The following is a 13,783-nucleotide window of genomic DNA, read 5'->3' on the forward strand; positions in this document are numbered from 1 at the left end:
ATCAACACCTTTTTTTAATAAATCACTTTCTTTGGTTATTAATTCTATTCTCATTTTCTCTAATTACAGCTAACGTTTATATATACCAAATTTAATGATTTAAGTTTGTAATACAAGCTAAATGAGGAGAATAACCCAACTTTTGTAAAGGTTTGTATATATTTGCTTTTATGGCAGATATCCCAACTTTTTTAAATTTTAAAAAGCTATTAGAAATTAAAAGATATAGTGCTAATAGTATTAATACTTATTTAGGGCTTTTAAAATCGTTTCATAAGTACATTGGTGTTGAGGTAAATATGGCAGATCTTGAAAATAAAGATTTGTTAGCATTTATTATAGAAGCGGTTAAGGAGAAACAATTGGCTTATACAACGCATAAACAACTTTGTGCTGCTCTAAAATTGTTTTACAAAGAAATGTATGGTAGAGAGATCGATTTTTTACCTGTTTATCCAACAATTCGTCCAAAACCATTACCTAAAATTATTTCAACAAAAGATGTAAAAGCTATTTTAGATTGTCATACTAATTTAAAGCATAAAACAATGCTTACAGTTATTTATGCTCTAGGTTTACGAAGTGGTGAGCTAATTAGTATGAGAATTAATGATATTGATGGAGATAGAAATCAAATACATATTCGTTCTGGAAAAGGAAATAAAGATAGAGTAATACCATTGCCAGAATCTTTAAAAGTGATTTTAAGAGTATATTATTTAGAGTATAAACCTAAAACATATTTGTTTTGTGGGCAAAAAGGAAAGCAATACTCGCAAGAAAGTTTAAGAAAAGTTTTTAAAACGGCTTTAATTAAATCTAAGGTTAATAAAAGTATTACACTTCATGGCTTACGACATGCGTATGCAACGCATTTAATGGATAGAGGTACAGATGTAAGAATAATAAAAGAGTTATTAGGGCATAGCTCAATAAAAACCACTCTTATTTACACTCATGTAACTAATAAAACTTTAGAAAACGTACCAAGTCCTTTAGATTTTTTATAACGTTTTAAAAACGCATTGTAGTTCTAATATTAAATACTCTTGGTGTTAAATAATTAGGAATTGCATATTGTCTTTTGCTATACACATCGCGAACCCAAGTATTGGTAATCGAGTTTTGTACATCGAAAACATTAAAGATTTCGAAACCGAAAGAAAGATCTTTAAAAGGTTTTTTCCAACCGCTTTTAAATTGCTTTTTAGCATCTACAATTACAAACTGAAAACCTATATCTGCACGTTTGTAATCTGGTAATCTACTCTGGTACTGGTATTTGTCGGCATAACTTGGCGAACCACCTGGTAATCCTGTATTATAAACTAAGTTTAAATACATTTTAAAGTTTGGTAAATTAGGCACGTAATCTTGAAAAAGAGCTGCGAATTTTAAACGTTGGTCTGTTGGCCTTGCAATATCTCCTCTGTTATTAATATTTTCTTCGGTTTTAAGGTAACCAAAACTAAACCAACTTTCTGTTCCAGGAACAAACTCACCATTTAATCGCATATCTAATCCGTAGGCATACGCAGTTGCATTGTTTTCTGCAGCATAACGAATGCGAACGTTTTCTACGGTGTATGGGTTTACATCGGTAAGGTTTTTATAATATAACTCTGTGGTTAGTTTAAAAGGTCTGTCGTTCATTTTAAAACTATAGTCGTTACCTAATACAAAGTGAACCGATTTTTGCGCTTTTACATTAGGTTGTACAGTTCCGCTAGCATCTCGTAATTCTCTGTAAAATGGAGGTTGATAATATAAACCACCACTAACTCGAAATAACATATCGTTTTTCCAGTCTGGTTTAATAGCAAACTGCGCTCTTGGGCTAATTACTATTTGGTTGTCTCCAGTTATATTGGCATCTTTTACTTGCCAGTTATGAGCACGAACACCTGCATTGTACCAAACATCGGCATCGCCTAAAGTAGAACGTTTACTCCATTGTAAATAGGCTTGAATTCTATTAATTTGAGTATTATTTCTTGCTTGTACGTTTTGAAATGCCGTGATAGGAAATGTATCTGGCTCGTATGGTTCTTGGTTAAAACCTCCAGAAGCTGGTGGGTTTATAGAGAAACCTGCCGAGTCTATAACTTCCCATTCTATTAAACGATCTCGAATATCTTCTTTTGTATATTTTACAGACCATTTAATTTCGTTACCTTCAATATCTGCTGTTCCTTTATGTTCTACAGTTGTTATTAATGCGTCTAAATCGTTACGTCCATGATTTAATTGACCACCAATACCTTCAGAAAATTCGACTTCTCCTAAATCTTCATCTCCAATATTACTGTTTACTTCTCCTAAACGGTATTGTGCTAAAATATCGAAATGTTCTTCTTCTGTAGTATGATAGGTTGAAGCAACTAAGGCTAAATTTACATTATCATTTAATTCGTAATTAGCTTGTAAAGCACCAAAAAGAGTCTGGTAGCTATCGCGCTCTTGTCCTTCGTAAAATACTAATAAGGCTAACGGATTGTCTAACGTTCCAAAATTGGTTTGTCTGGTTTGTGGTTCGTAATTATATTTATTAAGCGAAGCGTTTCCTAAAAAACTCAGTTCTAATTTATCTGTAAAGCGATACGTTAAATAGGTTTGTACATCTGCAAAAATAGGGTTGTAGTTGGTTTCGGTTTCTTTTGCTTGTACTAAAAGCGAATTGTCTCTGTAACGTAAACCTGTAATGCTTGTAAATTTAGAATCTTTACTAGCTGTTTCTACGGCAACACTTCCGCCAAGTAAACTTAAATCTGCAGCGACAGCAAAATCTTTAGGTTTCTTATAGGTAATGTCTAAAACCGAAGATAATTTATCGCCATACCTTGCTTGAAAACCTCCTGCAGAGAAATCTACATTTTCTACTAAATCGCTATTTATAAAACTTAAACCTTCTTGTTGTCCAGAACGTACTAGAAATGGTCTGTAAACTTCAATACCATTTACGTAAACAAGGTTCTCGTCAAAATTTCCACCACGTACAGAGTATTGTGTACTTAATTCGTTGTTTCCACTTACTCCTGGTAATGTTTTTAGTAAATTTTCTACACCGGCTTGTGCTCCTGGAATTTTAATTAATGTTTCTGGAGCGATGTTTATAATACCTTGTACGTCTTTTCGTTTTCTTCCGTTAATAACAATAGTTTCAATTTGATCGACATCTGTTTTTAAAAGAGGATTAAACTCGAAAATCTCACCATTTTTTAAGTTAACAGTAACAGTTACGTTTTTATGCGATACATGCGAATACACTAAAGTAACATCTGTATTTGCTTTAACTGTAATTTCGTAAAAACCATTAGCGTTAGTGGTAGTACCCGAAGATTCTGTTTTAATATTTACAGCTTGAAGCGGAAAATTACCTTCGTCTAAAATAACTCCATTTATAGTTGCAGTTTGCGCTAATGCGTAGAGTGGAAGCAGTAATGTTAATAGTTTAAGAAAATTAGTTTTTGTAATCAAGGTCTTTATTTTTGTGTATTATTTCCTAAAAAAAGTAGTTTCAAAAGTAGTACTATTTCCTACGTTATCTGTAACAATTACTTTTAATTTATTCTTAGTTTCTATTGTAACAGCATCGTTAAAATCGTAAGTTAAAATTTTATTCTTGTAATTGTATTCCATTAAAACCCACTGGCCGTTTATAGTTGCTCTATAATTAGAAATACCAGTGCCTTTATCGTTAATTTTTACTTTTAAATAACGGTATTTACTTAGCCAGCTTCCGTCTTTAAAATTTACTGCTTTAATAGTAGGTGCAACTGTGTCTCTTGCTAAAACGTAGGTTCCTAAATCTTTAGTATATGTGCTAAGTGTATTTCCTTTTCTTTTTGTAGTAGAGTAGCTTGGCCAATTATTCCAACCTATTAACTCGGCTATGTAAAGTTGTTTTAAATCTTCTTCTTTAAAATTACTAATATCGTAAGATATGGTAAAGCTTTTCTTTACAGGTAAAACCGGTTTATGTAGTGTAAGTGTATCGTTTTTAACACTAAAGTCGATGAAAAAACTATCGTAAAAGGTGTCTTTATAAAAACTAACCTTAAAATTGTCTTGTTCTAATTCTGCTTCTAGGTCGTGTTGTATATAATGTTGTGTGGTTACTTTTTCTTCAACATCGTCTGGAAGCTTTACATCGCCTTTAAGTGTAATGTCTAAATTAGTTTCGTTACCTTTAAAGTCACTAATTTTTGCTTTGTAAACTGAAGCAGTACTATCGTAAATAGTAATATAACCGCTATCAATAATATTATCGTATAAACTTAACGGATTGTTTTCTTCTTTAAATAATTTTTGAAGTTTTTGCTTTTTATCTTTATAGTGAGAATAATCTATTAAGCGATTTAAATGTTTTGTTTCTTCAAATGAAAAACGTTTAAAATCTATTTCAAAATTCTGAATACCATTAAAGTAAGTAGAAATATTATAAACGCCATTTTTATTGGCTGCCAAATCTTGTCTGTCTATTGTTTCTACGGCAAAACCTATGGTTCCAAAGGCTTTTAAATCTTCAATTTTATAATCACCATTTTTTTGAGGGATTACACGTAGCTTTTGTTTTTTATTCGATCCATTAACATGAGAGGTTGGACCAACAGGATAAGCATACACGTTAGAAATTGTTGGTTTCGTAGTATCTTTAACGTCTACACCAAAAAGCATTGGGTTAATTGGTCTTTCGTCATTATCACGAATTTCGAAATGCAAATGCGGACCAGAAGAACTACCAGTATTTCCAGAATAAGCAATTAATTCGCTTTTGGTAATTTTTAATTCTTCAGGCGTTGGAAAAACTTCAACTTCAAAAGATTCTTTTTCGTATTGTTTCGCTTTAATATAGTCTTCAATTTTAGGACTAAACTTTTGTAAATGCGCATAAACACTAGTGTAACCATTAGGATGTGTAACGTATAAGGCTTTTCCGTAGCCAAAGTGAGCAATTTTTATTCTGCTAACATAGCCGTCTGCAATGCCATAAACTTTTAGGCCTTCAATTTGCTTGGTTTTAATATCTAAACCAGAGTGGAAGTGGTTAGAGCGTAACTCGGCAAAAGTGCCAGCTAAAACAATATTAATATCTAAAGGAGATCTAAAATAGTCCTGCGGATATTGATTTTGTGATAAAACAGAATAGCTAAGCAGGAAAAACAAAAGGAATTTACGCATATGTAATTTTTATATCGGTTTTTTGATACAGTTGCTAAAATATGCAATTGATTATTAATAGCAAAGACAAATTGAAAGACCAAGCCATAGTATTGATTTTTTGTTGTTTAAATACTAATAATTTGTTTTCCTAATTATTATTTAAAATTTTATGAAAAAACAATTGTTAAATAGGTTATGTTCTGTTAACTTTGTAAGATAAGTATTGATATTTGTAGATGAGTAGTATAGAAGGTATTGTAGATGCTTTAGAGAAAAAAATAAGCCAAGTCTTGAAGACCCAAGGTGTTTTAAAGGAAGCTAATTTAAAATTATCTCAAGAAGAAACGCAATATCGTAGTACCATAAAAAACCAAGAATTAGAAATTAAAGCTTGGAAAGAAAAGTACGAAACACTTAAAATGGCCAATACAATACTTGGCAGTGATGAAGATAAACGAGAAACAAAACTCAAAATAAACACATTAATTAGAGAAATAGATCATTGTATTGGTCAACTCTCAGAATAATGTAACATAGCAACTTATGGCAGAAATGCTTAAAATAAAGCTTTCGATAGCAAATAGAGTATATCCTTTAACAATTCCACCAAGTCAGGAAGAAGGATTACGAAAAGCAGCTAAGAATATAGAAGCTATGATAAAACAGTTTGAGCAAAGTTATTCTGTTAGAGATAAACAAGATGTTTTAGCCATGTGTGCATTACAATTTGCATCTCAAGTAGAACAGAAAAATTTAGATAAAGAACATGTAAACGAACACGTGGAAGAGAAGTTAAACGCTTTAAACCAAATGTTAGATTTGCATTTAAGTTCATAACGTTCTTATAAATAAAACTAGGTTACTGCCTACATTAATTATTTTTTTGATAAACTCAACAGTTAATTCTTTATAAAGGGTGAGTTTAAGTTGTAAAAGCGTGCTGCTAATAGCGTATTGCTGAATTTATTTTCAGTATCTATTTGGGCAGATACTTGATCAGCTTGTTAACCCTAAACGTGTATTTAAGGAGTTTATACAAAACCAAAATTAGTGTAGGCTTTTTTTATACAATTAAACTAACTAAAATGGATCAAACAATTATACTTAGTATAGCAGGCGTAGCAATTGGCGCTATTATTGGCTTTGCTATTGCTAAAATGATGGAGAGAAGTAATGCTTCTAAACTTATTAAAAACGCTAAAAAGTCGGCATCAAGTATCTTGAGAGAAGCAAAAAGCGAAGGAGAGAGCATTAAAAAAGACAAAATACTTCAAGCTAAAGAAAAATTTATCGAGCTTAAGTCTGAGCACGAAAAAGTAATTTCTTCAAGAGAAAAGAAAATGGCTGAAGCCGAAAAACGCACTCGTGATAAAGAGTCTCAGGTATCTAGCGAACTTGCTAAATCTAAGAAACTTAATACCGAAGTTGAAGCTAAACAGAAGGATTATAACTATCGCCTAGAAATTATAGACAAAAAACAAGAAGAGGTAGATAGATTACATAAAAGCCAAATAGAGCAATTAGAGGTTATTTCTAGTTTATCTGCAGAGGATGCAAAAACACAACTTGTAGAGTCTTTAAGAGGTGAAGCTAAGATTGAGTCTATGGCTTACGTTCAAGGCAAAATGGAAGAAGCGAAACTTACCGCTCAACAAGATGCTAAGAAAATAATAATTAATACCATACAACGTATTGGTACAGAAGAAGCAGTAGATAACTGTGTATCTGTATTTAATATTGAGAACGACGATGTTAAAGGTCGTATTATTGGTAGAGAAGGTAGAAATATTAGAGCTATTGAAGCTGCAACTGGTGTAGAAATTATTGTAGATGATACTCCTGAAGCAATTATTTTATCTTGTTTCGATTCTGTAAGACGTGAAATAGCACGTTTATCTTTACACAAGTTAGTTACAGATGGAAGAATACATCCTGCGAGAATTGAAGAGGTTGTTAAGAAAACTCAAAAACAAATAGAACAAGAAATTATAGAGGTAGGTAAGCGTACTGTTATCGATTTAGGAATTCATGGTTTAAATCCAGAATTAATAAAAATGGTAGGACGTATGAAATACCGTTCGTCTTACGGGCAAAACCTATTACAACACTCGCGTGAAGTCGCTAAGCTTTGTGGTATTATGGCTGCTGAGTTAGGTTTAAACCCTAAACTGGCAAAAAGAGCAGGATTATTACACGATATAGGTAAGGTGCCAGATGCAGAAGCAGATATGGAAACACCTCACGCTATTTTAGGTATGCAATGGGCAGAGAAATTTGGTGAAAAACCAGAAGTTTGTAATGCTATTGGTGCTCACCACGACGAGGTAGAGATGACTTCTTTATTATCTCCAATTATTCAAGTTTGTGATGCTATATCAGGAGCAAGACCAGGAGCAAGACGTCAAGTTTTAGATAGTTATATCCAACGTTTAAAAGATTTAGAAGATATTGCCTTTGGTTTCCAAGGTGTAAAGAAAGCATACGCTATTCAAGCCGGTAGAGAATTACGTGTTATTGTAGAAAGCGAAAGAGTAAACGATCAAAACGCAGCAGATTTATCGTTTAATATCTCGCAAAAAATACAAACAGACATGACTTATCCTGGACAAGTTAAAGTAACTGTAATTAGAGAAACAAGAGCAGTTAATATTGCAAAATAAAAAGTACAATTGTATTTATATAAAAGCCCAATTAGTTTTCTAATTGGGTTTTTTATTTGGAATAATAATATTAAATATTGTTCCTACATTAACCTCACTATTAACTGTAATTTTCCCTCCAAAGGCTTCGATTTGATTTTTTGTTAAATACAAGCCTACACCTTCGGCATCCTTATTATTATGGAACGTTCTATAAAGGCCAAAGATATCTTTGCCAAATTTGGCTAAATCAATACCAATACCATTATCCTGAATAGAAATAACTAATTTAGATTTAACTATTTTAGAACTTATTGTAACTACAGGATCTCTTTCTGGGTGTTTATACTTAATAGCGTTAGAAATAAGATTTTGAATGATACTCTCTAAATAGGCAGAGTTATAATATAAAAATAAACTAGGATCGACTTTATTATAAATAACAGTATTACTCTCTACTATAATAAGATCTAATACCTTAAGTGTTTCTTCTATAAAATGACTAATATACAGTTGTTCTAAATTGGTGTTCTTTTTAGATTGTACAGAGACTATTTCGTTTAAGTTTTGAATAGTTCTATCTAAGCAGCTAGAGACTTCTTTTAAATGGCCAATAAGTTCCTCTTTTTCCTTTATGCTTTCTGCTTCATCGTAAAACTCTAATAGGCTTTCAAAATTACCAGAATATTGCCTTAAGTTATGGGTTACAATGTGTGCGAAATTTTTAAGTTTGTTATTTTGTTTTGTTGCAATAGTAAGCGCATTGTGGACTTTAACTTCGTTTTTTTGTTGCTCTGTTATATCTGTATGCGTGCCTATAAAATGAATGTAACCATCTGTTACATGATCGTTAACAATTTGACCTTTGTCTAAAATCCATTTATAAGTTCCATTTTTACATAATATTCTATGTTTATTAATGTAAAAAACTGTTTTTCCATTAATATGGTTTCTAAAATCTTTTTTATACTCTTTTTTATCTTCTGGATGCACTCTACTATTCCAATCTTCAATATCATCACCAAAGGTATCATCGTCTTCAAAACCAATAATAGCTTTAGACGATTTAGAAAAGAAGACCTTATTCTTTTTTTCATTAAAATCCCAAACACCAATTTTCGATATTTCTAGGGCGGTTTGAAACTTTTTAAGGTTAGATTGTGGATTGTTTGAGTTCATAAAATAAATCGCGTTAGTTTATAGCATTGTAAAACGTGCTACAATTTAATTTTAAGGGATTAAATTATTTTATAAATGTGATATACTCAAATATATAGAAAAATCCTTACAATTCCATTTTTCAACTTAAAATGTTAATTTATTGTCTTGGGTGATAGGTGTTTATAACACTTTTTAAGTGGCTTTTATCTACATGCATATAGATTTCTGTAGTTGTTATGCTTTCGTGTCCGAGCATAAGCTGTATGGCTCTTAAATCGGCTCCATTTTCTAGTAAATGAGTGGCAAAAGAGTGTCTAAACGTATGTGGAGAGATGGTTTTTTCTAAATTAACTTTTACTGCTAATTGTTTTATTATAGTAAAAATCATGGCACGAGTAAGCTGTTTACCTCTTCGGTTTAAAAACAAAGTATCTTTAAATTCGTTTGGTATGGTTTGGTGGTTTCGTATTTCGGTTTTATAGATGTTAATGTATTTTTGCGTTGCTTCAATAATAGGAACAAAGCGTTGTTTGTCTCCTTTTCCAGTAACTTTAATAAAACCTTCCTCGAAAAATAAGTCCGAAATTTTAAGATTAGTTAACTCGCTAACACGCAAACCACAACCATAAAGCAGCTCTAAAATGGCACGATTACGTTCGCCTTGAGGTGTACTTAAATCTATAGCATCAATAAGTTGGTTAATTTCTGTTTCGCTTAAGGTATCTGGTAGCTTTCTTCCAATTTTTGGAGCATCTATGGTATCTAAAGGATTTGTTTCGCGATAATCTTCAAAAACCAAATAATTAAAAAAACCTTTTAAGCCAGAAATTAGCCTCGATTGTGAACGCGCATTAACCGTTTTGGCAACAGTATAAATAAACTGCTGTATAGTTTCTTTAGAGATTAAAATAGGAGAGACCGTAATACTATTATCTTCTAAGTAACTAATAAGCTTTTTAACATCAAAACTGTAGTTACTTATAGAATTGTCTGATAAGCCACGTTCTATTTTAAGATACAGTTTATAGTCTTTAAGTGCGTTTTCCCATTTCATAGCACTAAAATAAAAAAGCCACTTCAATAAAGAAGTGGCTTTTATAAAAAATAAAATTATTTAGCTGTTATAGCCCAGGATATTTATCTGTAATAATATCAATTCCATCAATTACCCATCCAACGAAAAAGAATCCAGCAGTAAGAATAAAAAGAATATTCCATCCAATTGGGCTTCCTAAATACCATCTGTGAGCAGCAAAACCACCTAAAAATACCCATAATAAAATGGCTGTAGTTTTGTCTTTTCTTTTCATAACAGCAGGAGACGTCATCTCTACATCTACAGTATCTGTAGTTATGTTAGTTGTGTTTTCTACTGTTTTAGCTGCACGCTTAACTGGAAACGATGCGCTTGCTGTAGTAATTCCAATAAAGAATACTAAAAACGAGAGTAATAGTTTAATTTTCATATTATTTGGTTTAAGTTTGTTTACACAATATCTATTTTTTTTTCCATTTATGAAACGTATAATACTCTTTTTTTTAATTTCATTTTGTTTTAAAATGTGCTTTGGGCAACAAGAGTACGAATACGTTGGTTTTATAAAACTTAACGATTCTTCATTAATAAGTTTAACTGTTAAACTACAAGAAACAAATGGAATTATTAATGGTTATACTTTAACCGATGTAGGTGGAGATCACGAAACTAAAACAAGTATTATAGGAGATTATAATGCGGAAAATAAACAGTTACGTTTTAAAGAAGTAGAAACCATTTACACTAAATCTGACGTTACCGAAGACGATTTTTGTTATGTAAATTTCACTTCAAATTCTTATAAATTAGGAAAGTCCTCTAAGTTAAATGGACATTTTAAAGGTTTGTTTCCAGATAAAACCGAATGTATTAACGGAGAGATCTTACTTTCTACCAAAGAAAAACAACTTAAAAAAATTGAAAAAGCAAACAAGTTTATTAAAAAAACGAAGCGCTTAACAGATAGTGAAAAGCAAAATATTGATATTGCTAAAACTATGGATTCTATTCAAATGAATATTTTAAGAAGCAAACAAATTATGAGTGTATTTGCTAAAAGTAAAAATATTAGAATTGAAATTTTCGATGGAGGACAATTAGACGGCGATAGAGTTACCTTAAAATATAACGGTAATACTGTATTAAGAGATTTTGAAACTACAAACCAAAGAAAAAGTATCCCATTAACATTAGTAAATAAAAAGAACACCTTTATATTAACTGCAGACAACGTTGGTACCATGTCTACCAATACTGCCGTAATAGAAATTTTTGTTGATGACTCTAAAATTAGAGCATTAACAAATTTAAAAGCTGGTGAGCAAACTCAAATAGATTTTTATTTTAAAAATTAAAATATCTTATTTATAAAATATTTAAAGCCGAAGCAATTGCTTCGGCTTTATTGTGCTTTAAACTAAGCTAAAACAAATATCAATTCGCTTAGCGGTATCTCCCAAACCGTAATTTATCGTTCAACTAAAATATTTACTTCAATTTCAAGGTAATTAACAGTGTAAATAATGCCACTTTTTATCCTTTTTTTTGCATTATTAGTCGACTTTAATATTTTTTAACACAGAGTATTCTGTTCTACGTGTTTTTTAATGATAAAAACGCAAAAAGACAATAGTTTAATTTGATGTTGGTTTGTTAATGTTCTTAAAGTCAATAGTTTAATTGTTTAATATGGAAAATCATTCTATCAAAAAAACTAAATTTTGTGTTAAATATTTTATGCTAAAAATTAATAATCAACAAGTTATAATTAGGCTCTTTTTTTAGGTTTGTTTTTGTTTGTTCAATATGTAAGTATCTTCTAATTTTGTATCCACAAATCAATAAAATCATATTAAAATGAAAAAATTATTATTTACAGCTGCTATCGCAGTATTAGGTTTTACAAGTGTTAATGCACAAGAAGATACTACTGTTGGTGGTTTCGAAAAAGGTGATGTTTATGTTAGTGGTACTGTTGGTTTTACTACAACTTCAGTAGCTGACGTTGATTCTAATCAATTTGAAGTTTCTCCATCTGTAGGATATTTTATATCTGAAAACATTGCTCTTGAGGCAGGATTGAGTTATGGTTCAGGTGAAGATTTTGCAGAAGATAAAACTTCTTCTTTTGGAGGTTCTTTAGGAGCTAACTATTTCTTTACACCATCAAATACTTTTTCTTTTACATTAGGAGCAGGAGTTAATTATAAGGCTGATAAGACTGAACCAAATGGAGGTGAAGAGTCTACAGTTAATACTTTTGGTATTGCAGTTTCTCCAGGAATTAGCTATTTCGTATCTGATTCTTTTTCATTAAGAGCATCTTTTGGAGCTTTATCTTATGATAATGCTAAAGGTGATTGGGATAATGCAGAAGCAGTTGATACTTTCGGATTAAACTTAGATTTATCTGAGATCAAATTTGGTGTTGCATACAAGTTCTAATTAGAGCCACTATAAAATTTAAAAGTCGAAGCTATATGTTTCGACTTTTTTTTGCTTTTTTTTGTGTTTAAATAATTTGTTTTCAGTGGTTTATGTGAAATTTAATTATGATTACGATTTTTTACAATTTTGGTATGCTTAGTTATCATAAATTTATGGTCTAATCAACAAACCAAATTTATTATGAAAAAATTATTACTTATTGCTTCTTTAGCAGTTTTTGCGGTATCAAATGTAAACGCACAATTAGACAAAGGAGATTTTGAACTAGGTGTAGGTATTGGTGCTAGTTTTTCTAATGTAGCCGTTGGAAGTGACGCAGAAGATACTTCAAACTCATTAACATCTATCAACTTTGGAGCTTCGGGAGAATACTATTTCTCAGACCGTTGGGGAATTAAAGCAAAGCTAATTTACGACCAAAAAGGTTGGGCAGACGGATTTATATATAATGAAGATACATTCGAAAATTTCACAACAGATTTTCAATTAGCATATTTAACAATTCCAGTAATGGCAAATTGGCATTTTGGATCTACAAGAAAATGGTATTTAAATTTTGGACCTTATGTGGGTATTCTTTTAAATGCAGAAGATTCTAAGTTAGGTATGGATGTAAAAGAAGCTTTTAATACTACAGATTTTGGTTTAGCTTTTGGGATAGGTTATAAGTTCGAAATAGCAGATAACACAAAACTTTATGTTGAGTATGATGGACAATCTGGTTTTTCAGATATATTCAAAGAAAATGCTGGTAGTTCAGTTAGAAACGGAAGAAGTAGTTTTAACGTAGGTGTTCTATTTGCTTTAAACTAATATTAAACTTAATGTTTATAAAACCGAAGCTTAACGCTTCGGTTTTTTTATGCCATAACTTTTGTATTTTTACATTATGAAAAAAATAATCATCATTAACGGACCAAACCTAAATTTACTAGGTAAACGAGAGCCTAATATTTATGGTAGTTTAACTTTTACAGAGTTTTTTGATACCGTAAAAGAAAAATACCCAAATGTAGCATTAGAGTATTTTCAATCTAATATAGAAGGCGAGTTAATAGATAAGCTACAAGCTTGTGGTTTTAATTACGATGGTATTGTGTTAAATGCAGCAGCTTATACGCATACCTCTGTAGGTATTGGAGACGCGGTAAAAGCAATAGAAACACCGGTTATAGAAGTGCATATTTCTAATACTTTTGGTAGAGAGGAGTTTAGACACCAATCTTATATTTCGGCTAACGCAAAAGGTGTTATTTTAGGTTTTGGTTTACAAAGCTACGAATTAGCAATACAGAGTTTTTTATAGTTTCTAATTACTAAGTTATTTTCAAATTTG

General features: G+C 31.0%; 13 protein-coding genes and 1 other RNA gene. 9 read left to right on the forward strand and 5 right to left on the reverse strand.

What is annotated here, in order from left to right:
- Positions 1-170: 170 nt before the first annotated feature.
- A complete protein-coding gene (locus Q0935_RS15485) occupies positions 171-1,010 on the forward strand; it encodes a tyrosine-type recombinase/integrase (protein WP_299388211.1) in 840 nt (279 codons plus the stop codon).
- A gap of 4 nt (positions 1,011-1,014) precedes the next feature.
- Here Q0935_RS15485 and Q0935_RS15490 read toward each other — a convergent pair whose 3' ends face one another.
- Both Q0935_RS15490 and Q0935_RS15495 read right to left on the reverse strand, forming a co-directional pair.
- Positions 1,015-3,474: a carboxypeptidase-like regulatory domain-containing protein gene (locus tag Q0935_RS15490; RefSeq protein WP_299388293.1), complete on the reverse strand. Its 2,460-nt coding sequence runs from the start codon at positions 3,472-3,474 to the stop codon at positions 1,015-1,017.
- 21 nt (positions 3,475-3,495) lie between these two features.
- Entirely contained in the window at positions 3,496-5,181 is a 1,686-nt protein-coding gene (locus Q0935_RS15495) for a M23 family metallopeptidase (RefSeq protein WP_299388214.1), read from the reverse strand.
- 218 nt (positions 5,182-5,399) lie between these two features.
- On the opposite strand from Q0935_RS15495, the gene Q0935_RS15500 reads away from it, so the two are divergent.
- The 4 genes from Q0935_RS15500 to rny all read left to right on the forward strand — a co-directional run bounded on the left by Q0935_RS15500 (position 5,400) and on the right by rny (position 7,823).
- Positions 5,400-5,690, forward strand: a complete 291-nt coding sequence (locus Q0935_RS15500) for a hypothetical protein (RefSeq protein ID WP_299255292.1) — start codon at positions 5,400-5,402, stop codon at positions 5,688-5,690.
- Between the two features lie 16 nt (positions 5,691-5,706).
- Positions 5,707-6,000: a cell division protein ZapA gene (locus tag Q0935_RS15505; protein ID WP_055437720.1), complete on the forward strand. Its 294-nt coding sequence runs from the start codon at positions 5,707-5,709 to the stop codon at positions 5,998-6,000.
- A gap of 53 nt (positions 6,001-6,053) precedes the next feature.
- Positions 6,054-6,196: non-coding RNA, 6S RNA (gene ssrS, locus Q0935_RS15510), on the forward strand.
- Positions 6,197-6,248: 52 nt separating this feature from the next.
- Positions 6,249-7,823 (forward strand): ribonuclease Y, encoded by a 1,575-nt coding sequence (rny, locus tag Q0935_RS15515; RefSeq protein WP_299255287.1) that lies wholly within the window; start codon positions 6,249-6,251, stop codon positions 7,821-7,823.
- Between the two features lie 39 nt (positions 7,824-7,862).
- Here rny and Q0935_RS15520 read toward each other — a convergent pair whose 3' ends face one another.
- From Q0935_RS15520 to Q0935_RS15530, 3 genes are all read right to left on the reverse strand, one after another.
- Positions 7,863-8,981 carry a PAS domain-containing sensor histidine kinase gene (locus Q0935_RS15520; RefSeq protein WP_299388218.1) on the reverse strand — a complete coding sequence of 373 codons (1,119 nt, stop codon included), beginning with the start codon at positions 8,979-8,981 and terminating at the stop codon, positions 7,863-7,865.
- A 139-nt stretch (positions 8,982-9,120) separates the two neighbouring features.
- Positions 9,121-10,017 carry a site-specific tyrosine recombinase XerD gene (xerD, locus tag Q0935_RS15525; RefSeq protein WP_299388221.1) on the reverse strand — a complete coding sequence of 299 codons (897 nt, stop codon included), beginning with the start codon at positions 10,015-10,017 and terminating at the stop codon, positions 9,121-9,123.
- Between the two features lie 67 nt (positions 10,018-10,084).
- Positions 10,085-10,429 carry a TM2 domain-containing protein gene (locus tag Q0935_RS15530; RefSeq protein ID WP_299388224.1) on the reverse strand — a complete coding sequence of 115 codons (345 nt, stop codon included), beginning with the start codon at positions 10,427-10,429 and terminating at the stop codon, positions 10,085-10,087.
- Positions 10,430-10,478: 49 nt separating this feature from the next.
- Here Q0935_RS15530 and Q0935_RS15535 point away from each other — a divergent pair, with 49 nt between their 5' ends.
- The 4 genes from Q0935_RS15535 (at position 10,479) to aroQ (ending at position 13,753) form a co-directional block, all read left to right on the forward strand.
- Positions 10,479-11,354 (forward strand): hypothetical protein, encoded by an 876-nt coding sequence (locus Q0935_RS15535; RefSeq protein ID WP_299388227.1) that lies wholly within the window; start codon positions 10,479-10,481, stop codon positions 11,352-11,354.
- Between the two features lie 502 nt (positions 11,355-11,856).
- Positions 11,857-12,444 carry an outer membrane beta-barrel protein gene (locus Q0935_RS15540; protein ID WP_299388231.1) on the forward strand — a complete coding sequence of 196 codons (588 nt, stop codon included), beginning with the start codon at positions 11,857-11,859 and terminating at the stop codon, positions 12,442-12,444.
- A 183-nt stretch (positions 12,445-12,627) separates the two neighbouring features.
- Entirely contained in the window at positions 12,628-13,260 is a 633-nt protein-coding gene (locus tag Q0935_RS15545) for a porin family protein (RefSeq protein WP_299388233.1), read from the forward strand.
- Positions 13,261-13,336: 76 nt separating this feature from the next.
- Entirely contained in the window at positions 13,337-13,753 is a 417-nt protein-coding gene (gene aroQ, locus Q0935_RS15550) for a type II 3-dehydroquinate dehydratase (RefSeq protein ID WP_299388237.1), read from the forward strand.
- The last annotated feature ends 30 nt before the right edge of the window (positions 13,754-13,783 follow it).

The sequence above is a fragment of the uncultured Lacinutrix sp. genome (genome assembly GCF_947500605.1).
In the GTDB taxonomy this organism is placed as follows: Bacteria; Bacteroidota; Bacteroidia; order Flavobacteriales; family Flavobacteriaceae; genus Lacinutrix.